This window comes from Flavobacterium ginsengiterrae (assembly GCF_039539785.1).
Taxonomy (GTDB): domain Bacteria; phylum Bacteroidota; class Bacteroidia; order Flavobacteriales; family Flavobacteriaceae; genus Flavobacterium; species Flavobacterium ginsengiterrae.
Window position 1 is genome coordinate 1685308 of the sequence record NZ_BAABDU010000003.1, and the last position, 26329, is coordinate 1711636.

Below are 26329 nucleotides of genomic sequence, written 5' to 3' on the forward strand. Positions count from 1 at the left end.
AACTATGAGTAATCCAAAACAACAACAAGAGCAAATTAACATTGAGTTAGACGAAACAGTCGCAGAAGGAATTTATTCTAATCTTGCGATTATTAATCACTCATCATCAGAATTTGTTTTAGATTTTGTGAGCATTATGCCGGGGATTCCTAAAGCCAAGGTAAAGTCAAGAATTGTTTTGACACCACAACATGCTAAAAGATTATTAAGAGCTATAGGTGAAAATATCCATCGATTTGAAGCTGCTCACGGCGAAATCAAAGAGACAGAACAAGCGCCTATTCCGCTTAATTTTGGTCCGGCAGGACAAGCATAAATTTAGAAAGCCCCACTTTTAAAAGTGGGGCTTTTTTTGAATCATACTGCAAAAAAAATGCAGTTTGTCTGATTTAATTTACTTTGGTCGACAAAATTTCTTTTTGCATCTGTATTATTATAATTTGGCGGTTCCTATGATAGATTAATTTTTGAAATATAATGACTTAGTAAGGTTGATTTAATTCAAAGTTTAAAAAAGCACTAATTAATTAGTGCTTTTTTTATGCTTAAAAATGAGGTTGTTATGTTTTTATTTTAAAATATTTTACTTCTTTTCCAACCTTTTTACTAAAATTATACTCTATATAAGTAAGAGTCGTTCAGAATGATTTTAACTTAATAAAAGTATAGTATGAAAAAGAAATTCACCTTAGAAATAACAAATCCGTGTTCTGAAAATTTTGATAAAATGATTCCTAATGCAAACGGTTCATTTTGTAATTCCTGCATGAAAAATGTGATCGATTTGAGTAAAAAAACGAACTCTGAGGTTGCTAAATTTATTGCTTCAAATAAAGATGCAAATATTTGTGCCCGACTAAAAACCACTCAGCTTGAAGAAGAATTTGTGCATAATGAAGTTTCTAAAATAAATAGTTTTAAATATGCTGCTGTAGCTGCATCTGTATTGTTAGCATCAACTATTAAAGCACAGGAAAACAAACCTGCTGAAACAGAAATCAGTCCAAAACCTGTTAGTTATAAAGTTGGTAAAGTAGCCTATAATCAAAATGTAAATCAAGAAGTAACAATTACAGTTAAAGGAAAATTATTAGATAAGAAAACCAATAAACCATTTAATAAAGAGGTTTATCCGGATTTAATGCTTGCTGTAAATGGTTCAGTAAATCCTGTGAAAGTAAATTCCAAAAACGGTGAGTTTACTGCTGTGGCACAAGTTTTAAAAAACAGTAAATCAATCATGGTGACTATAACAGGAAATGATTATTATCTTTCAAAAGAAATACCTTTTAGTATGAAATCGGTTCATAATAATACACTGGTTCAGAATATAGTAATTAATGCAGAAGAACTAGCCAGAATATATATTGCGGGAGGATTAGGAATAAACTACTCCAAAAAATAAACAGTATATTTTAAAAACAAAAGGCTGTCTTTTATTAGACAGCCTTTTGTTTTTATATTTAGAATTTTTATTCAAATTCTGATGTAAAGTATAGTTTCACCGTTGGATATTTACTCTGCGTCATTTGAATTGTAAAATCAGAATCGGCTAAGAAAACTAACTGGCCGTATTTATCATGAGCAAGGAATTTTTGCTTAATACGTTTAAATTCCTTGAATTCTTCATTTTTAGGATCTTCTGGCTTAACCCAGCAGGCTTTATGCACAGGGAAATTCTCGTAAGTACATTTTGCACCATATTCGTGCTCTAAACGGTACTGAATTACTTCATACTGAAGTGCTCCAACGGTACCAATAATTTTACGATTGTTCATTTCTAAAGTAAACAACTGTGCAACTCCTTCATCCATTAACTGATCAATACCTTTATCCAGCTGTTTTGCTTTCATAGGATCAGCGTTATTGATGTATCTAAAATGCTCTGGAGAGAAGCTTGGAATACCTTTAAAGCTCATAATTTCTCCTTCTGTTAAGGTATCACCAATTTTAAAGTTTCCTGTATCGTGTAAACCAACAATATCTCCCGGATAAGAAATATCTACGATTTCTTTTTTCTCAGCGAAAAAAGCGTTTGGACTTGAGAATTTTAAATTTTTCTTCTGGCGAACGTGGTAATATGGTTTATTTCTTTCAAAAGTTCCCGAAACAATTTTAATAAATGCTAAACGGTCGCGGTGTTTAGGATCCATATTTGCGTGGATTTTAAAAACAAATCCAGACATTTTTTCTTCGGCAGGATCTACCAAACGAGTTTCAGAGTCTTTTGCTCTTGGTGAAGGTGCGATTGTAATGAAACAGTCTAACAATTCTCGAACTCCAAAATTATTTAAAGCAGACCCAAAAAATACAGGCTGAATTTTTCCGTCTAAATAATCCTGGCGTTCAAATTTTGGATAAACTTCATCAATTAATTCTAATTCTTCACGAAGTTTATTAGCTGCTTTTTCTCCCACGATTTTATCTAATTCAGGGTTATTCTGAACATCAGAAAAAGCAATGGTTTCTTCAATATTTTTACGGCTGTCTCCGCTGAAAAGGTTAATGTTTTCTTCCCAAAGATTGTAAATTCCCTGAAAATCATAACCCATTCCAATTGGGAAACTTAAAGGTGTAACTTTTAAACCTAGTTTTTGTTCTACTTCATCCATTAGATCAAAGGCATCTTTACCTTCACGGTCTAATTTGTTAATGAAAACAATCATAGGAATATTACGCATTCTACAAACAGCAACTAGTTTTTCTGTTTGTTCCTCAACCCCTTTTGCAACGTCAATTACAACAATTACACTATCAACGGCGGTTAAAGTTCTAAAAGTATCTTCAGCAAAATCCTTGTGTCCCGGAGTATCAAGGATATTGATTTTTTTGTCTTTATAATTAAAAGCAAGTACAGAAGTCGAAACCGAAATACCTCTCTGGCGTTCGATTTCCATAAAGTCACTCGTTGCTCCTTTTTTGATTTTATTGTTTTTTACAGCTCCAGCTTCCTGAATAGCCCCTCCAAACAATAGTAATTTCTCAGTTAAAGTTGTTTTACCGGCATCAGGATGCGATATAATTCCAAATGTTCTTCTGCGTTGTATTTCTTTTAAAAAGCTCATATTTCGTATAAATAGGTTGCAAAAGTACTATTAAATTACGGCTTTATAAAAATATTCACTTCATAAATTTGGAAGTCTTCTTTTAGGTAAAAAAATAAGGCTGTGTAAAACAGCCTTATAATAGTCACTTTTAAAATTACTGATTAATTGACCAAATTGAATATCCTTTTGGAGGACATTGTATTTTTACCCATTTATCACCCTGCGTTGTTGGGTACCAAGTTGAGTTTCCTGTAAAATCTTTAATCTGTGTATTGGCCCAATTAGTTTGAATCCATCTTTCCTGCCAGGCATCAGAATTGTTAATGTAAACCACCAAGCCAGGATTTCCGTTATAACCGTTTCTCCTTGCAACATATTCGTCATTGTCAGAATATAAAATCGAAGTTGTTCCGGTTGCTTTATTATTATGAATCCAGATCAGGTTGTTTAATTTGTTTTTATCCAGCCATTCTTCATAATCTCTGTAGAAAATTGTTGGATAACCTTCGTGAGTTAATATATAGGAGTAAGCTAACATTTTGCTCCAGATTTCGTCGGTATCATGATTTGTAACAAACGTTACGGCTTTGTACGGATTACGTTTCCACATCATATCGTCGTTTAATAAAGCCAGATTATTTCCGTCAAAAGCATCATTCATTTTATAATAACATGCAAAATCAAAAACAGAACTATTAGCATTATTAGCCCACCACTCAAGCGTATTTACGTTAGAATCCCAATATTCTCCAACCGAAAATCCGCCTACATTTGCATTCCATGCATTTACAACCCACGGTCCAAAACCTTTAACGTAGTCAAATCGCCATCCGTCAAATTTCATCGTGTTTTTGTAATATTTACCAACACCATCGGCTCTAAGCCAAAGCCAGTCTTGTACGTTAGGAGCAGCGTGGCATAAATCAGGAAATCCGCCAAAAGCACCTTCGTCATTATTACCATAACTATTTTTATAGAAATCATTATAAGTACGTTTGAATTTTCCCGAAGCAATTCCGGTAAAATTGGTCCAGGTATTAGTTCCCGTAAACGGATTCGCCTCAGACTGTCCGCCGCTATTATGATTAATTACAATATCAGCATACACTTTCATATTTTGTGCATGAGCATTTGTAATTAAGTTTACCAATTCAGTTTTAGAACCAAATCGGGTTTCTGTGCTTCCGTTTTGATTGTAATCTCCAAAATCAAAATAATCTGTTGGATCATATCCCATAGAAAAAGCTCCATTTTGCGCTTTTGAAGCGGGTGGAAGCCAAATAGAACCAATTCCTGCATTTCCCCACGCAGTTACTTTACCGCTTACTGTGTTCCACCAATTTCCGCCGGCAGGAACATCCCAGTAAAAAGCCTGCATCATAACGCCTCCGCCCGGATTGTCTACATATTTACCCGTTAAAGAAGTTGAAGGAGTGCCAGTGCTAAAAGGTTTTCCATCGTGATTCGTAACATTAATAATTTTAAATTGCTGACTTTCTGCTTTAGAGTCAGATTCATTAGTTTCATTTTGCGAACAAGAATAAAGCAATCCTGTAAGCGCAACAGCAAAACATAATTTTGCAATAGGTTTTTTCATGATAGATGTGGTTAAGGTTAAATTAATTAAGTTTATAATTGTTAAATTTTAGGTTTAAAAACAAGATATTCTTAATTTTTATCGCTATAAATTATTAATTACACATCTAAAGTAGGATTTTTTCTATACCGTTGAGTTTTGTAAGAAAATAGTTTTGCAACGAAAACGTTGTAGTGTTTAAAACTTTTTTTAAAGCTTAAAAAAAATGATTCGAAATTAAATTGATCAGATTGCAATATTGATTTTAAACAAAGAAAATCCAAAGTAGAAAGTGATAATGAATTAGATTTCATTTTATCTTCCACATAATTTTTTGTTAATACTATGGCTGATAGTTGTATTATGTAATTGAATTGTTATTTTTGTTCGTTTTATATAAGATAAAGAACCGTATATTGACTTTTTTAGAATTACGTTTTAAAATTGCTAATACGATCTTAATTAAAATTTTAAAGTACAGATCTTTAACATCCAAATTAAATTTAAAATAATGTTATTAAAAAAATTACAGCTAAAAACAATTGATTATAAGTTAGTCTTAACAATGTGTTTTTTACTTTTTTTCACTTCAATAATTTCGGCTCAGGAAATTATTAAGGATGTTGTAGCTGAGAAACCTGCAGAACCAGTTCATGGTAAACAAAAAATTGACGGTATTATCGCTACAGTTGGAGATTATATTGTTTTAGATTCTGATATTGATAAAGGTTATTTAGAAATTGCAAGTCAGGGCGGTAGTATTAAAGATATTACAAGATGCCAGATGCTTGGTAAACTTTTAGAAGATAAATTATATGCACATCAGGCCATTCAGGATAGTATTATAGTAAGCGATGCCGAGATTAGAAGCATGATGGAAGAACGTTTGAATTACATGATTCAACAAGTTGGAGACATTAATAAAGTAGTAGAATATTATAAAAAGAGTTCTGTAGAAGAATTTAAAACTTATTTTTCTGACATCTTAAAAGAACAGAAATTAGCCTCAGAAATGAGAGATAAAATTGTAAAAGATGTAGAAATTACGCCTGAGGAAGTTCGTAATTTCTTCAAAAAAATACCTAAAGACGAATTGCCGACTTTTGGAGCTGAAATGGAAGTAGCGCAGATTGTGGTAGAACCAAAAGTTTCTAAAGAAGATAAACAAAAAGTTATAGATCGATTAAACGCTATTCGAAAAGATGTTTTGGAAGGATCGAGTTTTGCTACAAAAGCCGTTTTGTATTCACAAGATCCCGGATCTGCTCCTAATGGAGGATATTATAAAATGACCCGTAAAACACCTTTCGTAAAAGAGTTTAAAGATGTAGCATTCAGCTTGCAGGAAGGTGAAATTTCGGCACCATTTGAAACTACTTTTGGTATTCATATCATTATGGTTGATAAGATCAAAGGTCAGGAAGTTGAATTACGTCACATATTAATTGCGCCTACGGTTTCTGAAAGCGCTTTGAAAGAAGCAAAAGAAAGAATTGCAAACATCAGAGCTAAAATTGTAAGCAAGGAACTAACATTTGCAGAAGCAGCAAGAACAGAATCTGATGAGAAAGAAACAAGAGCAAACGGTGGAACTTTAATTAACCCAAATACACAGGATACTCGTTTTGAATTAACTAAAATGGATCCAACTTTATACGGTCAGGTTTCTAATTTAAAAGATGATGAAGTTTCACAGCCACTTTTAAATACCGATGATAAAGGAAAGAAAACGTATAAATTAATCACAGTTACAAATAGAATTGACGAGCATACTGCTGATTATGCTAAAGATTATACTAAGATTAAAGAATTGGCACTAAAAGAAAAACAAATCAACGCAATCGCAAAATGGTTTGATACTAAAATTAAAGATACTTACATCAAAATTATTGGCGAATACAGAGATTGTACTTTTGCTAACAACTGGTTAAAAAAATAATTTTTATTAAATAAAGAAAAAGAGTTAGTTTTATGAATTCATTAAACTAACTCTTTTTAATTTTAAATACATTCATAAATGTCTGACGTAACAGCAATTCATAATTTAGTTCAGAAACGTAACGAATTAAAAAACGAAATAGCAAAAATCATTGTAGGGCAGGATGCCGTAATCGACCAAATTTTACTTTGTATATTTTCTGGAGGCCATGCTCTTTTAATAGGTGTTCCGGGTTTGGCAAAAACTTTAATGATTAATACTTTGTCTCAGGCTTTGGGGTTAGATTTTAAAAGAATTCAGTTTACTCCGGATTTAATGCCTTCTGATATTTTAGGAAGTGAAATTTTAGATGAAAACAGACACTTTAAATTTATAAAAGGACCAATTTTTTCTAATATTATTTTAGCAGACGAGATTAACAGAACACCGCCAAAAACTCAGGCAGCTTTGCTTGAAGCTATGCAGGAACGTTCTGTGACCATTGCAGGTCAAAATTATAAATTGGATTTGCCCTATTTTGTATTAGCAACCCAAAACCCAATCGAGCAGGAAGGAACATATCCGCTTCCTGAAGCTCAGTTAGACCGTTTTATGTTTGCTGTAAAATTAGAATATCCAACTTTTGAAGAAGAAGTAAAAGTGGTAAAACAAACCACATCTGATGCTAAAGTTGAAATAAAACCTTTATTTACTGCTCAGGAAATTATAGATTTTCAGCATTTAATCCGTCGAATTCCCGTGGCAGATAATGTTATCGAGTATGCAGTGACTTTGGTAAGTAAAACTCGTCCTGACAATGCATTAACAAATGAATTTGTAAAAAATTATCTAGACTGGGGAGCAGGACCAAGAGCTTCTCAAAATTTAATTTTAGCTGCAAAAGCACATGCAGCTTTTAATGGTAAGTTTTCTCCGGATATTGAAGATGTAAAGGCTGTTGCAACCGGAATATTACGTCACAGAATTATTAAAAATTATAAAGCAGATGCAGAAGGAATAACTGAAGAAGTTATTATTAAAAAACTACTGTAATCTTTCATAATATTAAATAAAAAATCCTGATAATTTCTTATCAGGATTTTTTGTTTTGCCGAACCCTTAAACTTTAAATTATCATTAAATTTTGAAAGTTATAAATGTGATGATACCGACGTTAAAAATGACAACTATAACGTTATAATTGTTTATTTAGAAAGATTCTTAGTCAAAACAGGGGTAAAATCTTACTTGATTTATAACATCAAATTTCGACTTTGTTAATGAAAAGTTTTTAAAATATCAATAATTCATTTTTTTAATACAAAATTGATATTTTGACAAAAACAAGCAGTGAAAATCGTTTTTTAACAATAATAATTTTTGAAAAGGCGACTTCTATTATATTTTTTTTAATTATCCGCTTTAATGCGTAAATTTGCGAACAAAAAAATAAATCTGCCTTAATTATGAACATTTATAAGGATTATATCCAAGAGATTGAAGAACGTAAAAATCTGGGACTTCACCCAAAACCAATTGATAGTGCTGAATTATTAAGCGAAATTATTGCACAAATTAAAGATTTAAATAACGAATATAGAGAAGATTCTCTTAAGTTTTTTATTTACAATACGTTACCAGGAACTACTAGTGCTGCTGGTGAAAAAGCTGAGTTTTTAAAAGAGATTATTCTTGGTCAGTCTGTAGTAAAAGAAATTACTCCGGATTTTGCTTTCGAATTGTTGTCTCATATGAAAGGTGGGCCTTCTATTAAGGTATTACTTGATTTAGCTTTAGGTAACGATGCTACTATTGCAAAAAGCTCTGCAAAAGTTCTTAAAACACAGGTTTTCCTTTATGAGGCAGATACAGATCGTTTAATAGAAGCGTTCAGAAATGATAATTCTATTGCAAAAGAAATCCTTGAAAGTTATGCGCAAGCTGAGTTTTTTACTAAACTTCCAGAAGCAGCAGACGAAATTAAGGTAGTTACTTTTATTGCTGGTGAAGGTGATATCTCTACAGATTTACTTTCTCCAGGTAATCAGGCACACTCACGTTCAGATCGTGAACTTCACGGACAGTGTATGATTACGCCTCAGGCGCAGCAGGAAATTAGAGCTTTACAAGCACAGCACCCTGATAAAAGCGTAATGTTAATCGCAGAAAAAGGAACAATGGGAGTAGGTTCTTCTAGAATGTCAGGTGTAAACAACGTGGCACTTTGGACAGGAAAACAAGCAAGCCCATACATTCCATTTGTAAATATTGCACCAATTGTAGGTGGAACAAACGGTATTTCTCCAATTTTCTTAACTACTGTAGATGTTACAGGAGGTATTGGATTAGACCTTAAAAACTGGGTTAAAAAAGTAGATGCTGACGGAAATGTTCTTCGTAATGAAAACGACGAACCAATTTTAGAACAAGCATATTCTGTTGCAACCGGAACAGTTTTAACTATTAATATTAAAGAGAAAAAATTATACAACGGCGATCAGGAATTAATTGACATTTCTAAGGCATTTACGCCTCAGAAAATGGAGTTTATTAAAGCTGGTGGTTCATACGCAATCGTGTTTGGAAAAAAACTTCAAACATTAGCGGCAAAAGTTTTAGATGTTGAAGCACCTCTTGTATTTGCTCCATCAAAAGAAATTTCTCATGAAGGACAAGGTCTTACAGCGGTTGAAAAAATCTTCAACAAAAATGCTGTTGGAATCGCTCCGGGTAAAGTATTACACGCTGGTTCTGACGTTCGTGTAGAAGTTAACATTGTAGGTTCTCAGGATACTACAGGATTAATGACTGCTCAGGAATTAGAATCTATGGCAGCTACAGTAATTTCTCCAATCGTAGACGGTGCTTACCAATCAGGTTGTCACACTGCTTCTGTATGGGATAAAAAAGCACAGGCAAACATTCCAAAATTGATGAAATTCATGAACGATTTCGGATTAATCACTGCTCGTGACCCGAAAGGAGTTTATCATTCAATGACAGACGTTATCCACAAAGTACTTAACGATATTACTATCGATGAGTGGGCTATCATTATTGGTGGTGACTCTCACACGAGAATGTCAAAAGGTGTTGCTTTTGGTGCCGATTCAGGAACTGTTGCTCTTGCTCTTGCTACTGGAGAAGCTTCAATGCCAATTCCGGAATCTGTAAAAGTTACTTTCAAAGGAGATATGAAAGGATATATGGATTTCCGTGATGTAGTTCACGCTACTCAGGCTCAGATGTTACATCAGTTTGGTGGAGAGAACGTATTCCAGGGAAGAATTATTGAAGTTCATATCGGAACTCTTACTGCAGATCAGGCGTTTACATTTACTGACTGGACTGCTGAAATGAAAGCAAAAGCTTCTATTTGTATTTCTGAAGATGAAACGTTAATCGAATCATTAGAAATTGCAAAAGGAAGAATCCAGATCATGATCGACAAAGGTATGGATAACGATAAACACGTTCTTCAGGGATTGATCAACAAAGCTGATAAGAGAATTACAGAAATTAAATCTGCAGAAAAACCAGCTTTAACTCCAGATGCAAATGCTAAATATTATGCAGAAGTTGTGGTTGATCTTGATCAGATTGCTGAGCCAATGATTGCTGATCCAGACGTAAACAACGCTGATGTTTCTAAAAGATATACTCACGATACAATTAGACCATTATCTTTCTATGGCGGAGTGAAAAAAGTAGATCTTGGATTTATTGGTTCTTGTATGGTTCACAAAGGTGATATGAAAATCCTTGCTCAGATGTTGAAAAATGTTGAAGCACAAAATGGTAAAGTGGAGTTTCAAGCTCCTCTAGTTGTAGCTCCTCCAACATACAACATTGTAGATGAACTTAAAGCAGAAGGTGACTGGGAAGTATTGCAAAAATACTCTGGTTTCGAATTCGATGATAATGCTCCAAAAGGTGCTGCGCGTACAGAATACGAAAACATGCTTTATTTAGAGCGTCCAGGATGTAACCTATGTATGGGTAACCAGGAAAAAGCAGCAAAAGGAGATACTGTAATGGCAACTTCTACGCGTCTTTTCCAAGGAAGGGTTGTAGAAGATACAGAAGGTAAAAAAGGAGAGTCTTTACTATCTTCAACGCCAGTTGTGGTTCTTTCTACAATTTTGGGTAGAACTCCAACATTAGATGAGTATACAATGGCTGTAGACGGTATTAACCTGACTAAGTTTGCGCCTTCAAATAAATCATTAGTAATGTAATCTAACGATTATTAATATTTCAAAGCCCGAGTGATAAACTCGGGCTTTTTCTTTTTTAACTCTTCTATTTTTTGTAACTTGTGATGTTCAAAATTAGAAAAAAACAAAACAAATAAACTATGGCTTTTGATATTGAAATGATAAAAAAAGTGTATGAGAACATGCCGAGTCGTGTTGACAAAGCACGCGAGATTGTTGGTCGTCCACTTACTTTGACTGAGAAAATTTTATACAACCATCTTTGGGACGGAACTCCAACTCAAGCGTTTGGTAGAGGAGTTGATTATGTTGATTTTGCACCAGACCGTGTAGCGTGTCAGGATGCAACCGCACAGATGGCATTATTGCAATTTATGCATGCCGGAAAATCTAAAGTAGCAGTTCCTACAACGGTACACTGCGATCACCTGATTCAGGCAAAAGTAGATGCTGCTACAGACTTAGCCAGAGCAAAAACACAAAGTAATGAGGTTTTTGATTTCCTTTCGTCAGTTTCTAATAAATACGGAATTGGTTTCTGGAAACCCGGGGCAGGAATTATTCACCAGGTAGTACTTGAAAATTATGCTTTTCCAGGTGGAATGATGATTGGAACCGATTCGCATACTGTAAATGCAGGTGGTTTAGGAATGGTAGCTATTGGTGTTGGTGGAGCCGATGCTGTAGACGTAATGTCTGGAATGGCTTGGGAATTAAAATTTCCAAAACTAATTGGAGTAAAATTAACTGGTAAATTATCAGGGTGGACAGCTCCAAAAGATGTTATCTTAAAAGTTGCAGGTATTCTTACCGTAAAAGGAGGTACTGGTGCAATTGTAGAATATTTTGGAGAAGGTGCTACAGCAATGTCTTGTACAGGAAAAGGAACTATTTGTAATATGGGTGCCGAAATTGGAGCTACAACTTCAACTTTTGGATATGATGATTCTATGAGCCGTTACCTGCGTTCTACAAATAGAGCTGATGTTGCCGATGCAGCAGATAAAGTGGCTTCTTACTTAACAGGTGACCCTGAAGTTTATGCTGATCCTGAGAAATACTTTGATCAGGTTATTGAAATTGATCTGTCAAAATTAGAACCGCACTTAAATGGTCCTTTTACTCCGGATTTAGCTACTCCAATTTCAAAAATGAAAGAAGAAGCTGTTAAAAATAACTGGCCATTACAAATTCAGGTTGGTTTAATAGGTTCATGTACAAACTCATCTTACGAAGATATTTCTCGTGCTGCTTCGTTAGCAAAACAAGTTGCAGAGAAAAATCTAACAACTAAAGCACAATTTACTATTACTCCAGGTTCTGAAGTTGTGCGTTCTACAATCGAAAGAGACGGATTTATTGATACTTTCCATAAAATTGGAGCTACTGTTTTTGCTAATGCCTGCGGACCATGTATTGGTATGTGGGATAGAGAAGGTGCTGAAAAAGAAGAAAGAAATACAATCGTTCACTCTTTCAATCGTAACTTTTCAAAACGTGCCGATGGTAATCCAAATACTTTAGCGTTTGTTGGTTCTCCAGAGTTAGTAACAGCGCTGGCTATTGCAGGTGATTTAGGTTTTAATCCATTAACTGATAAATTAATCAATGAAGATGGAGAAGAAGTAATGCTTGATGAACCTACAGGAAATGAACTTCCTGCTAAAGGCTTCTATGCTGAAGATCCTGGATTTCAGGCTCCAGCCGAAGACGGTTCAGGCGTTCAGGTTGTTGTAAATCCAGCATCAGAGCGTTTGCAATTGCTTGCTCCGTTTGATGCTTGGGACGGAAAAAATATTATGGGGGCTAAATTATTAATCAAAGCTTTCGGAAAATGTACTACGGATCACATTTCAATGGCAGGGCCTTGGTTACGTTTCCGCGGACACTTAGATAATATTTCAAACAATATGTTGATTGGAGCAGTAAATGCTTATAACCAAAAAACAAATTCAGTTAAAAATCAATTAACAGGACAATACGATGCTGTTCCTGCCGTAGCGCGTGCGTATAAAGCAGCGGGAGTTCCTTCAATTGTTGTGGGAGATCATAACTATGGTGAAGGTTCTTCTCGTGAACATGCCGCTATGGAACCTCGTTTCCTAGGGGTTAAAGCAGTATTAGTAAAATCTTTTGCTCGTATTCACGAAACAAACCTTAAAAAACAAGGTCTTTTAGGTTTGACTTTTGCAAACGAAGCTGATTATGATAAAATTCAGGAAGATGACACAATCAATTTCTTAGATTTAACAGAATTTGCTCCGGGTAAACCGTTAACATTAGAATTTGTTCACGCAAATGGTACAAAAGATATCATCTTGGCAAACCATACGTATAATGCTGGGCAAATTGGATGGTTTGTTGCAGGTTCTGCATTAAACCTAATTGCTGCTGGAAAAGCTTAATTCTAAGGGTTTAATTATAGCAAAAAACGCTCTGTGAAAACAGGGCGTTTTTTTATGCTAATTTGCTTTTGCTAAACCGGTTATTTTAGATAAAACTTTAGTTCTGCTGGGATTTGTGGTTTTAAAATCCGCAATATTAATACTGAATACATTTGCAGAAGGTAATTTGGAGAATTTATCTTCAGTCCGTCCTCCAACAATATATAATTTATCATCGTCAAAATACATCGCAGAATATTTCAGAGCTATTTCGGTTTCATATTCTTTGAGTTGTTTGGTTTTTAAGTTATAAGTATAAAGCAGTGAATCTTCATAAATATAAATCATATTGTCACTGTAAGCGATTGCAGGTTTTTCCAGTCCTGAAAATAATTCGCCTTCAACCTGCCATACTTGTGTGTTTAAATCAAATGTCTCAACTTTTGATATAGGTTTGCCATTGTTTCCGCCAATAATATAAATTTTATCATCGATCACAATTCCAGAAGTTTCTTTGGCAGTGGGCATATTATCCAGTTCATACCAATATCCGGAAGTGATATTGTATAAATGTACTTTGTTAGTGTAATCTTTTTTGCCGCTTTCGGTTGATTTGATTGAACCTCCCATTACAATAATATTATCTTTATAGCTAAATGAAGCAAAATCACAAGCCTGATGAGGATTTGTATTATCAACTTTAATAGTTTGTTTATTTAAGTCTACAACCTCAATTTGATCTTGCAAGTATTCCCAACTGCTTTTTTGGTTAATTAAAATTCTTTTTCCTCCTAAAACAAAAATTGAATTGTCATAAAAATGAATGTTATGATGGGCTCTTTTTTTTAAATTTAAGTCTAATTTAGGGTACTCCCAAGTATCTGTTTTAATGTCATAAATTGAGAAATCTCGTCTGTAGTATGAAAGCTTTGAGTTTACAGCAGAGGCCTGAAGATATGTGGTTAAAGTGAAATCAGCTCTTTGAGAACGAAGTCTTTCTAATTCATTTACTTCCAAAGAAGCATCTCCGCCAATCACATAAATTTTATCATCTTTTAAAAAAGAGCCAAATGAGAAAGCACTGTATTTTGAGGGAGTAAGTTTGTGAAAAGGAATTTTTGATTTTAATTTAATATTTGAGGTAATAGTTAATTCGGATAAATTTTGAATTTCCTCATCAAGATAGATTTTATACTTATGGTTTTTTAAATAACTTATAGTAATTCTTCTCGTAGTGTAGCCAATATGAGATATTTCTAACAATTCGTTGTCTTTATATTTAGATAGAAGATTTATTGAAAATTCCCCATCTTTATTAGTTATTGTTCCGGCTTTGGTAGAGAGTGCAAAAATATTAGTGTCTTGTATAGGAAGACTGTCTTTTTGTGAAACAACGATACCCTGTATGTTTTGAGCAAAAGATAGTAAAGGAAAAAATGCTAATAATAAGAATAGTTTTCTCATATATTTTCGTGGTTTAGGTTAAGTTTAGCTTAAAAAAAAATACTTATTCGTAAAAAGCATAATATCAAAAAGTTGGCTCAAATTGCATGCCGTACTTGTTAATTTGAAGTAAATTAGTTGTTAAAAAACGTGTAAAACTTACTTTAAAAAGTTAAATTCGCCTTTTAGGCAATATATTTGTGCTTTTTGAGTTTCAAATAAGGTCCTAAACTTAAAAAAGGAGTAATAACTTTAATAGGTAAGTATGGTTTTTAGATTAATTATAGTATTGTTTTTTTTTAGTGTTGGCGTTTTTTCTCAGGAAAAATTTATCAAACATAAAATTTCAAAAGGAGAAAACCTTACTGTAATTGCTAAAAAATATGGAGTAAAAGCAAAAGATATTCAAGAAGCCAATCCCAATGCTCCTAAAGTTCTAAAATTAAATTCGGTTCTTCTTATTCCGAATAAAAATGCAAAATCTGCTCCAAACCCAGTACAATCTGTGGCAGATAATTCTCCGGGTACACACGAAGTTTTACAAAAAGAAACACTTTGGGGAATTTCAAAAAAATACAATGTTTCTGTTGATGATCTTAAAAAAGTCAATCCGGCCCTAGAAACAGAAGGTTTAAAAATTGGTCAGCAAATCATTATCCCATCAAATAACACTGTTGCTGCAGTTGAAAATACAGCTCAAAATTTAGAAACACAAAAACCTGAAATAATTCCTGCCTCCGATGTTGAAATTGCTGTTGAAGTTCAGCCAAAAGAAACAAAATATGCAATTGCAAAAAGATACGGAATAACGGTAAAAGAATTAGAAAGGCAGAATCCTTCAATAAAAGCAAAACTTCCTGTTGGATACGTTTTGAAAATAAAGACAAGCAAAGAAAAAGCAGATGCAGTTAATGCAGCGATTGCTCCTCAGCCTTTATTGAATGAAACTTTTGGTACTGAATCTCAAATTGCAGATAATACAGATGTTAAGCTGGATCGTGCAATAGTTAAAAAAGACACGACATCGGTTTATAACGGAAATCATTCTGATTTAATCGATCAGATTATTACAAGCGCAACAGGAAATATAGGAACACGTTACCGTTCCGGCGGTACTACAAAAGCAGGTTTTGACTGTTCTGGATTAATGTTCTGTACTTTTGGAAATTTTGATATTAAACTGCCAAGAAGTTCAATAGAACAATCGCGCATAGGAACAAAAGTAGCTTCGAGTGAAGCACAAAAAGGCGATCTGATCTTCTTTAAAACAAACGGAAGACGCCATATTAACCACGTAGGAATGGTAGTTGAAGCTGCCGATGGAGAAATTAAGTTTGTACACTCTTCTACTCATGGAGGTGTTATAATTTCTTCTACAAAAGAAGCTTATTATCAAAGATCTTTCTCTCAGGTAAATCGTATTTTAGAATAAAAAACTGTTTAAAAATTGCTTTTTTAATTCTTCAACAGGAATAGGTTTGTTTAAAAAATCTTCAACAAATTCGTTTTTCCTAATTTGCTCAATTTCATCAGAATCTAAGGTTGAAGAAACTACATAAATTTGTGTTTCATCCTGAATTTCTGTATTAAGAGTTTGAAAAATGTCCAGAAATTCAAAACCATTCATTATAGGCATTTGAATATCTAATAAAATAACTAATTTCTGTTTGGCCTTTTTATTTTTTATAATCCACTGCAAGCCTTCCAGACCATTATTAGCTATAAAAACCTGATTGATATCAAGAACCTTTTTTAGCAATTGTTTGGTAACAAGCTGATCAATTAAGTTGTCTTCAATTAATAATATAGTCGAATTAAATGCCATAAGAAGTTGGGATTGCTACAATAAATTTACTTCCAATACTGTTTTCTGAAATAACAGAAATATTTCCTTTGATATTTTCTACGGCTTCTTTTACAATATAAAGACCTAATCCAGAACCTTTGTTTTTATTTGTGCCAAAATACATCTCAAAAATATAATCCTTACAATCGTCTTTAATACCAATGCCGTTATCTGCAATTTCAATTCTATTGAAACCTTCGGAAATATAAGTTTTAATAGAAATAAACATTTCCTGCTTGTTATTATCGGCATATTTTATAGCATTAGAAATCAAATTGCTAATGATAATTTTTAAGCGTAGGCCGTCACTCTGAATTTGGTCTATTTCTAATTCTTGCCTGAAAGTAATTTTGTTTGCATTTTCTATATGCATTAACTGTGAAATAGCTTCATTGAATATTTCCTTAAGACTGACAGGTTCAATAATAATTTGTTTTCGTTTGTTTTTAGAATAATCAATAATGTCGCTGATAAACTGATCTTGCTTCGTTAAGCTTTGATGCATAAGGGATAAATAGCTTTTTATCTGCGTAATATCATCTTCCAATTGTGTAATTTCAATTAAACCTTTTAGCGATGTTATAGGAGATCGCAAATCATGAGATGCGCTGTAAACAAACCGATCCAGTTCGTGATTAACTAACGTTAAGTTTTCGTTTTTGACTTCGATTTCTTTTTTCGAAATTGTTAAACGCTTTACCATTATCGAATAATAAGAGCATACGCTTAGAACAATTATCAATATAAAAAAGATATTCGCTACGATTAGAAGACTCTTGATTTTTCGGGTTCCTTCGCCAAGAGTATTCGAGAAATTACGCTCATTATTATTGAGTTTGCCGCTGATGTAATTAATTTGTGAAAGAAATTTTTTTTGATCAGCAACAGTCAATGTGTTATGCTGGATTTTTGCATTAATTTGAGTTCCAACGATAAAAAGCTGATCAATTAAATGATCGCCTTGTTCCCATTCGTGAATTGCTTTTTCTAAAAAAGAAACATTTTTAAAATTTACAAACAGCCATACAACATCATCCAAATCATCTTTATGATTACGTCCGGCAAGAAAACCTTGTCTGGCTATTTCATTATCGCCAACTTTTAAAAGTGTTTTTCTGGCGATTCCGTCACCTTGAGGAACTTTCAGTTCTTGATTATACAAGTTCCATTGATTTGGATCTTTGTTATAAAGATAAGTTATAAGATGTCTGGAAGCATCTTTTTGTCCTTTTGAATAATGAGATTCTCCATTGGCATAAGCCCTGTTGGCAGATAATATTTTTATAGTAAAAAAGTTGATGCATATTAATAATGCACAAGATATAAATACAATTAATATCAGGATAAAAACATTTGGCAAACGGAGGTTGCGCAAAGAGCGAACCTTATGCATGATTTTCATATTAGTAGGTTTAATATTAATGTTTTGCCTTAATGCTTAGTTGTTTTGCTTTTTCTTTCAAATAATCTTTGAGGCTGATTATGTGGAAGTATAAAGTAAACAAATGTTAATAAAAATATTCAAATTTTAAGACTATGAAAGTCTTTTACCAAATTTAATAAAAAATACGAATCTTTTTACAAGATAGATTTTTTTTCTTTCTTATTTTTGATTTGGTATTTAATTATTTGATTTTTAATTAATTGTGATTTTGTTTTTAAGATTGGGTTTAAAATAGTTACAGTTTTTATTGCTTTTTGAATAAAAAAAGCAAAATTCAATTAAGTTCTTTTGTTTAAGGAAAAGAGTTGTTTAAAAAAGGTTCTGTTTAAGGAAGTAGATGTTTTATTTTGCATTCAGAGTAAAGAGATTAGCATTTTTTTTTTCCAATTTTCTGCTTTTCAGATTTTAATTCAAAAATTCAATTTTTATAACATAAAATCTAAATTTTCAGAAAAAAGTATATCTTTAACCAACCTAAAACCAAAAAAATGCAAGAAGAGAACCAAGAACATTTTAAAAGAGAACTCGGATTATTAGACGGAACTATGCTTGTAGTTGGGTCTATGATTGGATCCGGAATATTTATTGTAAGTGCCGATATTGCCAGACAAGTTGGATCTGCAGGATGGCTGACATTAATATGGTTGATCTCAGGATTAATAACCATTATTGCCGCTGTTAGTTACGGAGAATTAAGTGCAATGTTTCCAAAAGCCGGCGGACAATATGTGTACTTAAAAGAAGCTTATAATAAGTTAATCGCATTTTTGTACGGCTGGAGTTTTTTTGCAGTAATCCAAACTGGGACCATTGCAGCAGTTGGAGTAGCATTTTCAAAATTTGCGGCTTATTTATATGAACCTCTCAGCGACGAAAATATTCTTTATGAATTAGGCTCTTTTAAACTTAATGCAGCACAAATAGTATCGATTTTTACAATCGTTTTGTTAACTTATATTAACAGCCGAGGTGTAAAAAATGGAAAAATTCTACAAACGGTTTTAACCATCATCAAGATTTTATCATTGCTGGGATTAATTGTTTTTGGACTAACACTTGCTGCAAAAGCTTCTGTTTGGGATGCCAATTGGGCTGATGCCTGGAATACCCGTGCTTTTGATAAAGACAGCGGCACATGGATGCCGATAGGAGGAACGGCTTTAATAACCGGAATTTCGGCAGCAATGGTAGGTTCTTTGTTTTCAAGCGATGCCTGGAATGGAGTTACATTTATTGCCGGAGAAATTAAAAACCCGCAGCGAAATGTTGGTTTAAGTCTGTTTTTGGGAACTTTCATCGTGACCATTATTTATGTCTTAACCAATATTATGTATTTAGCAGTAATTCCGTTAGACGAAATAGCAACGGCTAAATTTGATCGTGTAGCAGTTGTCGCTTCAGATTATATTTTTGGAAATATTGGAGCGCTTATTATCGCAATTATGATTATGATTTCGACTTTTGCCTGCAACAACGGTTTAATTATGGCTGGAGCGAGAGTATATTATACAATGGCAAAAGATGGTTTATTCTTTAAAAAAGCAGCTGTTTTAAACGAATCAAGTGTTCCTGCATGGGCGCTTTGGGCACAATGTATTTGGGCTTCGGCTTTATGTCTTACCGGAAAATATGGTGATTTATTAGATTTTGTAATTATCATTGTTTTGATTTTTTATATTTTAACAATTTTCGGAATCTTTATTTTACGCAAAAAAATGCCCAATGCCGAAAGACCTTATAAAGCTTTTGGATATCCATTTTTACCAATGTTGTATATTATTACAGCAGCGGCAATTTGTATTTCGTTACTACTTACAAAATTCTCTACCTGCGGATGGGGAGTATTAATTATGTTGACAGGAATTCCCGTTTATTACTTAACGAAACCAAAAGAATAAGTTTTGTTTGAAGTTAACTTTGTAAATAGTAAAAGCGCCTTAAAAAAGGCGCTTTTTTGTGCAGACAAAATTTATAACCAAAACTAAAAAATATCAATAAAGAGAATTTTTCAAAACTTTGCCTTTCCCATAATCTTTATCAGACAGAACATTGTCGGCCCAATTAAGAATAAAATCTGCATTTTCTTTCCAGGTATCTAAAAGCAGTACATTATGATTTCGGCCTTTAAACTCTTTGTAATCCAAAATTGAATTGTTGCGTTTGTATTTTTTGAAATTACGCGTATTTAAATGCGGTGACAAAAATTGATCTTCACTTCCGGCCATAAACAATAATGGCGGATGATTCTTTTTAAAATCAACTGCTGCAGCTGATGTTAAACCGCCTCGGGCAACAGTTTTAGATTCTGGAACTACGTATTTTTCATAAGCTTCTTTTTGAACGCTCAAAGGGAGTCCGTTTACAAATGCATATTGAAATTTTTCAAATGACATTAAATACGTTTTCTTCAAAGAAGTAAATAATCCAAGTACTTTCCATCCCGATTTTAAAAACGTAAATTCATACGGAATAACTCCCATAGGCGGAACTGAATGCACCGCAGCTCCAGCTGAAGCTAAATCTCTATTAACTAAGATCTGAGTTATTAACCCGCCTAAAGAATGACCTATAATTAGTGGTTTTTCAGGAAATGATTTGGCAATTGCAGCATAATGATCAATGAGTTGTGTTAAAGTCAGCGTGGCTAAACCAATATCATTAGGCTGACGATCGCGTAGTTCTTTTGCCGGAGCATCTTTAAAAGGCCAGGGTGGCGCAACAGCAGTATAACCTTTTTCTTCAAAATATTTCACCCAGCCATCCCAACAGGTGTGGCTTACAAAAGCGCCAGTCACAAACATGACATATTTAGAGTCTGATTTCATACGATTTGGATTTAATAGATTATTATTTTAAATATTTTTTTAGTTCGGCAGCTGCTTGTAAAAACAAAGCTTTTGTCTGCGGAATCTCAGCTAAACCATTTAACAGTCCAAAATCGTGTATGACATCATTGTAACGGACAGTTGTAACTACAACACCAGCATCACTCAGTTTACGTCCATAGGCTTCACCTTCATCTCTTAAAATATCATTTTCAGCAACCTGAATTAAAGTTGGTGGAAGACCTTTTAATTGTTCTAAACTTGCCTGAAGCGGCGATGCATAGATTTCTTTTCGTTTAGATTTGTCGACATATTGATCCCACATCCACTGCATTAATGTATCAGTTAAAAAACGTTGTTTGCCATATAATTTGTACGATTCAGTTTCAAAATTGGCATCTGTAACGGGCCAGAATAAAATTTGAACTTTATACAAAGGCGTTCCTTTTTCTTTGGCCATTAGAGCGCTTGCTGTAGCTAAATTTCCGCCGGCACTGTTTCCAACTATTCCTAATTTACTTCCGTCAACCTGTATTTCATTTCCATGCGCAGCAATCCATTTTGCTGCTGCATATACTTCGTTAACAGGCTGTGGGTATTTGTGTTCCGGCGAAAGGGAATAATTTACAAATACACCTGCATAACCGGTTAAAACACTTAAATCGCGAACCATGCGTTTATGAGTTGGATAATCACCCAGAACCCATCCGCCGCCATGAATGAACATAAAAACTGGCAGATTTCCTTTTGCTCCTTTAGGACGCACAATATTTAGTTTGATTTTATATCCATCGGCAGTAATTTCTTTTTCAGATTCTTCAATGCCGGATAAATCTACTTTAAAAGCATTTTGTGCGCTAACCAAAACGTTGCGTGCATCTGCAACAGGAAGTGATTCAAGAGGAGGACCGCCGCCATTTAAAGGCTTTAAAAAAGCTTTTACAGCCGGAGTTAAATGCGGATCTGTGGCATAATCTATTTGTGCGTAGCTTTTAGTTGTCATATTCATTAAAATTATATAGGGAATTAATATCATTTTAGCTATACTTAAATTCTTCATAATATTAGTCTTAAGGTTAATTTATTTGACTGAATAAGGCAGTGAAAGATTACCGCTTGCAACGGTATAAACTTTGTAAACGCCCAGCATTGGTTTTGTACCTGGACTGTCGTGAGATCCGCCTTCGCCGGTGCTTACTTCCATATAACAGCTTACAGCATCAAACTTGAAATTGGTTTTATTGTTTATTCTAAAATTTGGAACAATAACTTTTATAGAATTTCCTTTGGTAACAATGTTAAAACCGGGGCTGTCCATGTACATTGCCATTCCAGGATTTGTTGGAGGCAGTACAACATTTGGATCACCTTTTTTAAATTCTTTTACAGAAAGTCCGCCGCCTACGCGTTTGTCTTCTACAAGAAGAACCCAGTGTGCATGCCAGACTAAACCGTCATTTAAGTAATTTCCATCGAGATTCTCGTCCCAAAGAGGTGTGTCTTCAAAATCAGGATGAGAGGTTAATGCTAGTGCGACAATTCCTTCGGTCTGACCAAAACCAATATCAGATGATTTTAAAGTTGTAGGAAAAACGTAAGCCAAAACAGGTGCGCCATTTAATTGTCCAACTGGTTTAGGCATTGTATTACCAGCAGTTCCTTCTACTTTAATATCCCAAACAGTAACACCTAAATCTGCTTTGTGAGTAATCGTTGCTGATTTTATTTTAAAATCGCTGTTATTGTAAGTACCGCATTTATCACAGGCTTTTAAAATGTTGTAATTGCAAAAGATTAAGCATAAAATAAATATTGATTTTTTCATAATTCATGTGGTTTAATGTTAATTGACTTTGGAAAAACCAATAGACATGCCACATTTAAAATGTCTGTAAAAACAAGGGATAAAAAGGTTTTTTCTTTTTTTATGAAGTGTTATATATCGCGAATCGAATTTTATTTAGTGAAATTTCGCTAGATATTTTAAGAACGCAAAAGCTGATTTTAATGCAAAAGCTAAAAGTTTAAAACAAAAAAAAGACACTGTTTTTGCAGTGTCTTTTGAAATTAATCATCTCTTGAAACTGTTATAAAACAGCAGGTTCAACAGATGATTCTATAGTTGAATTAATAATAGATATAGTAAGCGGATCAATTTCTCCTGAGAAAAAAGCATCCAGAATTTCCTGAAATATTGGATTTGCATTTTCAACCAAAGAAAACAAAGTCATACAAGAACGTAATTTTCGGGCATCTAAATCTCCAAAAATTCCGTCAGCTGATTTCATTCTAAAGGTTAATAAAAGTTCAGAAATTTCAATTAAATGTTTCCCTAAAATAGGATGTTCTAAATAATCTGAAGCCTCTTTTAAGTCATTAATGGCATAAAGATTTGCAGTATCGCTTTTTCCTAAACCTTTTATTTGAGGAAAAATAAACCACATCCAGTGAGTCTCTTTTTTTCCTTTGCTGATTTCAGAAAGAGCAGTAAGATAAAGTTTGTTCTGCGCATCTAAGAAGCGCGCTAAATCATTGTTTGAATAAGCCATTACGGTATTATATATTAAAAAAGGGTTGCAAAAGTAGTAAAAAAGATAGGCTCTGCCTAATAAAACGTTCATACAATCAGTATTTTAACTTTTTTCGACAGAATTTTCCTCATCATCATAAAGCTAAAAAACTGCGTTGTTTTTAGTTATTAATTAATTACAGATTTCGGTGCGTTTGTCTAAATGTTAAATTTATTCTTGGTAAAACATTCCGTGCCGTTTTGGGAACCTGATGCTGCCAAAAACTATTTGTTGTTCCTGCCATAAGTAAAAAAGAACCATGATGTAGTGGAATCTCAACCTGCGGAATTTCCTTGCTGTATTTATGACGAAGCTTAAACATTCTGGTTTCTCCAAAAGTCACCGAAGCAATAATTGGGTTTGGGCCAGTGTTATGTTCTTTGTCGCTGTGCCAGCCCACACCGTCATTTCCGTCTCTGTATAAATTAAGCAGGACGGTATTAAAATCCAGTTGTGTTTCTTTCTCCACACGGCCTCTGATTTTTAATAATTCATAATTCCAGTCGGGGCCTTTTAAATCGGCTCCGGGATTGTCTTTGTCTTCATACCAGGCAATCATTCTGGGAACAGTATATGTTTTGTCATAAATTTCCATTTCATATTCCCTCCATTTAGTTTTGCGAAGCAGTCGCTCATAAAAACGATCAGATTCTTCTTTAGTGAAAAAATTGTCAATCAAAATCAATTCAGAATCAGGAATGTCAAATATTTTTTTTCCTCCCAAACCTGTGGTAAATAATTCGGTGTCGTTAAATAGTGTCATTTTCCAATTAAATTTTATCAATTTCAATCCATACAGGAGCATGATCGCTTGTTTTTTCCCAGCCGCGCACATGTCGGTCAACGCCTCCGGAACGTAAGTTTTTTGCAATATGCGGACTTAATAAAAAATGATCGATTCTAAGCCCGGCATCCCGTTCATAAGCATTTCTAAAATAATCCCAAAACGTATAAATTTTCTCATCAGGATATAATTTCCGAATTGCATCTGTCCATCCCTGCGTAACTATAGCCGCGAAAGCTTTTCTAACTTGCGGTAAAAAAAGCGCATCATTTTTCCATTTTTCAGGCTTATAAACATCCAATTCTGTTGGCATCACATTAAAATCTCCAACCAGAATTACTGGAACTTTTAATTTCAATAATGTTGCAGCGCGATCATTCAGACGTTGAAACCATTTTAGTTTGTATTCTAATTTTGGTCCCGGTGCGGGATTTCCATTTGGGAGATACAAACAGGCAATTACGATTCCGTTAATCAAAGCTTCTATGTAGCGGCTTTGTATATCTTCTTTGTCACCCGGAAGAGATCGCGTTACTTCTTCAATTTCCATATTTCGGGCAAGAATTGCTACACCATTCCATTGTTTTTGTCCATGCCAAATTGCATTATAACCAGCGTCATTTATCGCTTTCAACGGAAAGTTATCCTGAGGTGCTTTTAATTCCTGCAGGCAGACAATATCTGGTTTAGCTTCTTCCAGCCATCGTAATAAAACATTTAGCCTTCCGTTGACTCCGTTTACGTTATAAGTACCTATTTTCATAGTAGATTTAATTAGTTGAATATTAAATTTACAAGTTTTTAAGCATTAAATATTTTAATGAAATCATAATTGTTATTTTGTAAAGTGTTTGCTAAAGAACACTTTACCCGGATATTTTTCAGCGTAAGCAAAAATTAACTGCTCAATATATTGATTGCTTTTATAAAGGGTAACATAACTTTTTACATCTTCCGGATCCTGAATAGCAACATCTCTTGGGATATAACCCATTCCGTGAAAATGACCGTTTTCAACCCAGATACAGCTTCTTTCATCTGAAGTTCTTCCTTTATCAATGATTGCAAAAGTGGGTCTGTTGTTTAATAGAAAATCAATGGCGTTGTCAACTTGTTCATTATGAAGAAGAACATCGGGCAATTCTTTTATCTCTGGTGTATAGAAAAACTCTCCTTCTTCAGGTCTTGAATATTTGCAAAAACGATGATCAATTTCAAACTGTTCAGCAAGACTTCGCAATAAATTAATGCCGGTATGCAGGCTATTAAATTCATGAATACAGATTTGAAACTTACTTACTTTGCCAATTGCCAGATATTTATAACCGTTTCTGGCTTCGTATTGATAAATTCCAAATTTGGCTTCAAAACGTTTTAAAGCTCTGTTATAAGTCGGCCAGAGTTTTTTGATTTCGGTACATTCTAAAAGCAAAGCCATCAGTTCTGTAGCGCAAACTTCAAAAGAAATCCCGTAAATATCTTGTAAAAAATGCTGTCTTTGCGGATTAATATTATTCCCTGTAAAATGTGATGTAACACGTTTTTTCAGGTTAATCGCTTTTCCGACATAAATCACTTTTTTCGCCTGATTATAGAAATAATAAACTCCTGGTTTTTCGGGCAAAGCATTATAATCTTCTTGCGGAAGATTTGGCGGTAATCGCTGATCCTGTGCTGTTTTTTTGATCATTTTATCAATAACGCCTTCATCATCCCATTCGCGTAAAAGCGAAAATAATTCTGCAGTAGCATCAGCATCTCCGCCGGCGCGGTGTCGGTTTTCTAGGCCAATATTTAAAGAGTTGCAAAGATTTCCCAAACTGTAAGAACCCAATCCCGGTTTGATTTTTCTGGCAGCGCGAACAGTACAAAGTTTTCTAGCTGTCCATTTAAATCCCGCCTGAGCCAGCTGATGATGAACAAAAGAATAATCGAAATTGACATTGTGCGCTACAAAAACACGATCGGTAAGCATTTCCAGAACTTTTTCAGAAATATCATCGAAGATAGGAGCGTGAGCAACCATTTCATTGTTAATTCCTGTTAAACCAAAAATAGAAGGCGGAATATCTTTTTCTGGATTTACAAGCGTTTCATAACGTTCGAGCACCGTAGTTCCGTCGTGAATAATAATCGCGATTTCGGTAATACGACTGTGACTGGCATTTCCGCCTGTGGTCTCGATATCTACTATGGCATATTCCTGATTTCTCATTTGTATATAACGTAAAGTGTTCTATTTCTGTTGTTTATTTTTTTTAAACATATAGTTTTT

Annotated in this window: 20 protein-coding genes; 8 read left to right on the plus strand and 12 right to left on the minus strand. The window is 33.9% G+C overall.

Annotated elements, in window-relative coordinates:
- Window positions 1-4: 4 nt before the first annotated feature.
- Window positions 5-316: a DUF3467 domain-containing protein gene (locus ABD859_RS10260; RefSeq protein ID WP_008466913.1), complete on the plus strand. Its 312-nt coding sequence runs from the start codon at window positions 5-7 to the stop codon at window positions 314-316.
- A gap of 354 nt (window positions 317-670) precedes the next feature.
- Complete coding sequence (locus ABD859_RS10265; RefSeq protein ID WP_345143749.1) at window positions 671-1405, plus strand: hypothetical protein; 735 nt, start codon at window positions 671-673, stop codon at window positions 1403-1405.
- Window positions 1406-1472: 67 nt separating this feature from the next.
- Here ABD859_RS10265 and ABD859_RS10270 read toward each other — a convergent pair whose 3' ends face one another.
- Together ABD859_RS10270 and ABD859_RS10275 are read right to left on the minus strand one after the other, a co-directional pair.
- On the minus strand, window positions 1473-3065 hold the full coding sequence (locus ABD859_RS10270; protein WP_345143752.1) for a peptide chain release factor 3: 1593 nt from the start codon (window positions 3063-3065) through the stop codon (window positions 1473-1475).
- Between the two features lie 136 nt (window positions 3066-3201).
- On the minus strand, window positions 3202-4644 hold the full coding sequence (locus tag ABD859_RS10275) for an alpha-amylase (RefSeq protein ID WP_345143755.1): 1443 nt from the start codon (window positions 4642-4644) through the stop codon (window positions 3202-3204).
- A gap of 490 nt (window positions 4645-5134) precedes the next feature.
- On the opposite strand from ABD859_RS10275, the gene ABD859_RS10280 reads away from it, so the two are divergent.
- The 4 genes from ABD859_RS10280 (at window position 5135) to ABD859_RS10295 (ending at window position 13163) form a co-directional block, all read left to right on the plus strand.
- On the plus strand, window positions 5135-6562 hold the full coding sequence (locus ABD859_RS10280) for a peptidylprolyl isomerase (protein WP_345143758.1): 1428 nt from the start codon (window positions 5135-5137) through the stop codon (window positions 6560-6562).
- A 78-nt stretch (window positions 6563-6640) separates the two neighbouring features.
- Complete coding sequence (locus tag ABD859_RS10285) at window positions 6641-7594, plus strand: AAA family ATPase (protein ID WP_345143761.1); 954 nt, start codon at window positions 6641-6643, stop codon at window positions 7592-7594.
- A gap of 413 nt (window positions 7595-8007) precedes the next feature.
- On the plus strand, window positions 8008-10779 hold the full coding sequence (locus ABD859_RS10290; protein WP_345143763.1) for a bifunctional aconitate hydratase 2/2-methylisocitrate dehydratase: 2772 nt from the start codon (window positions 8008-8010) through the stop codon (window positions 10777-10779).
- Between the two features lie 119 nt (window positions 10780-10898).
- Window positions 10899-13163 (plus strand): aconitate hydratase, encoded by a 2265-nt coding sequence (locus tag ABD859_RS10295; protein WP_345143766.1) that lies wholly within the window; start codon window positions 10899-10901, stop codon window positions 13161-13163.
- A gap of 57 nt (window positions 13164-13220) precedes the next feature.
- Here ABD859_RS10295 and ABD859_RS10300 read toward each other — a convergent pair whose 3' ends face one another.
- Complete coding sequence (locus tag ABD859_RS10300; RefSeq protein ID WP_345143769.1) at window positions 13221-14606, minus strand: Kelch repeat-containing protein; 1386 nt, start codon at window positions 14604-14606, stop codon at window positions 13221-13223.
- 244 nt (window positions 14607-14850) lie between these two features.
- Here ABD859_RS10300 and ABD859_RS10305 point away from each other — a divergent pair, with 244 nt between their 5' ends.
- Window positions 14851-16017, plus strand: a complete 1167-nt coding sequence (locus ABD859_RS10305) for a C40 family peptidase (protein WP_345143772.1) — start codon at window positions 14851-14853, stop codon at window positions 16015-16017.
- On the opposite strand, the gene ABD859_RS10310 is transcribed toward ABD859_RS10305, so the two are convergent.
- Window positions 16009-16410, minus strand: coding sequence for a response regulator (locus ABD859_RS10310; RefSeq protein ID WP_345143774.1), 402 nt, complete (start codon window positions 16408-16410; stop codon window positions 16009-16011). The two genes, ABD859_RS10305 and ABD859_RS10310, sit on opposite strands and share 9 nt — an antisense overlap.
- Complete coding sequence (locus tag ABD859_RS10315; protein WP_345143777.1) at window positions 16400-17833, minus strand: sensor histidine kinase; 1434 nt, start codon at window positions 17831-17833, stop codon at window positions 16400-16402. The genes ABD859_RS10310 and ABD859_RS10315 overlap by 11 nt, the downstream gene beginning before the upstream one ends.
- A gap of 530 nt (window positions 17834-18363) precedes the next feature.
- Between ABD859_RS10315 and ABD859_RS10320 the strand changes: the two genes are divergently transcribed.
- Complete coding sequence (locus tag ABD859_RS10320; RefSeq protein WP_345143779.1) at window positions 18364-19773, plus strand: APC family permease; 1410 nt, start codon at window positions 18364-18366, stop codon at window positions 19771-19773.
- A gap of 93 nt (window positions 19774-19866) precedes the next feature.
- Here the strand turns inward: ABD859_RS10320 and ABD859_RS10325 are convergent, their stop codons facing one another.
- From ABD859_RS10325 to ABD859_RS10355, 7 genes are all read right to left on the minus strand, one after another.
- On the minus strand, window positions 19867-20700 hold the full coding sequence (locus ABD859_RS10325; RefSeq protein ID WP_345143782.1) for an alpha/beta hydrolase: 834 nt from the start codon (window positions 20698-20700) through the stop codon (window positions 19867-19869).
- Window positions 20701-20722: 22 nt separating this feature from the next.
- The gene (locus ABD859_RS10330; protein WP_345143784.1) at window positions 20723-21703 is read right to left on the minus strand and encodes an alpha/beta hydrolase; all 981 of its coding nucleotides are present in this window, start codon (window positions 21701-21703) and stop codon (window positions 20723-20725) included.
- Between the two features lie 78 nt (window positions 21704-21781).
- Window positions 21782-22525, minus strand: a complete 744-nt coding sequence (locus ABD859_RS10335) for a hypothetical protein (protein WP_345143787.1) — start codon at window positions 22523-22525, stop codon at window positions 21782-21784.
- A 262-nt stretch (window positions 22526-22787) separates the two neighbouring features.
- Window positions 22788-23249 (minus strand): DUF1810 domain-containing protein, encoded by a 462-nt coding sequence (locus ABD859_RS10340; RefSeq protein ID WP_345143906.1) that lies wholly within the window; start codon window positions 23247-23249, stop codon window positions 22788-22790.
- 157 nt (window positions 23250-23406) lie between these two features.
- Entirely contained in the window at window positions 23407-24033 is a 627-nt protein-coding gene (locus tag ABD859_RS10345) for an alpha-ketoglutarate-dependent dioxygenase AlkB family protein (RefSeq protein ID WP_345143790.1), read from the minus strand.
- Between the two features lie 7 nt (window positions 24034-24040).
- On the minus strand, window positions 24041-24817 hold the full coding sequence (gene xth / locus ABD859_RS10350) for an exodeoxyribonuclease III (protein ID WP_345143793.1): 777 nt from the start codon (window positions 24815-24817) through the stop codon (window positions 24041-24043).
- A 72-nt stretch (window positions 24818-24889) separates the two neighbouring features.
- Complete coding sequence (locus ABD859_RS10355; protein ID WP_345143796.1) at window positions 24890-26269, minus strand: exonuclease domain-containing protein; 1380 nt, start codon at window positions 26267-26269, stop codon at window positions 24890-24892.
- Between the last annotated feature and the right edge of the window lie 60 nt (window positions 26270-26329).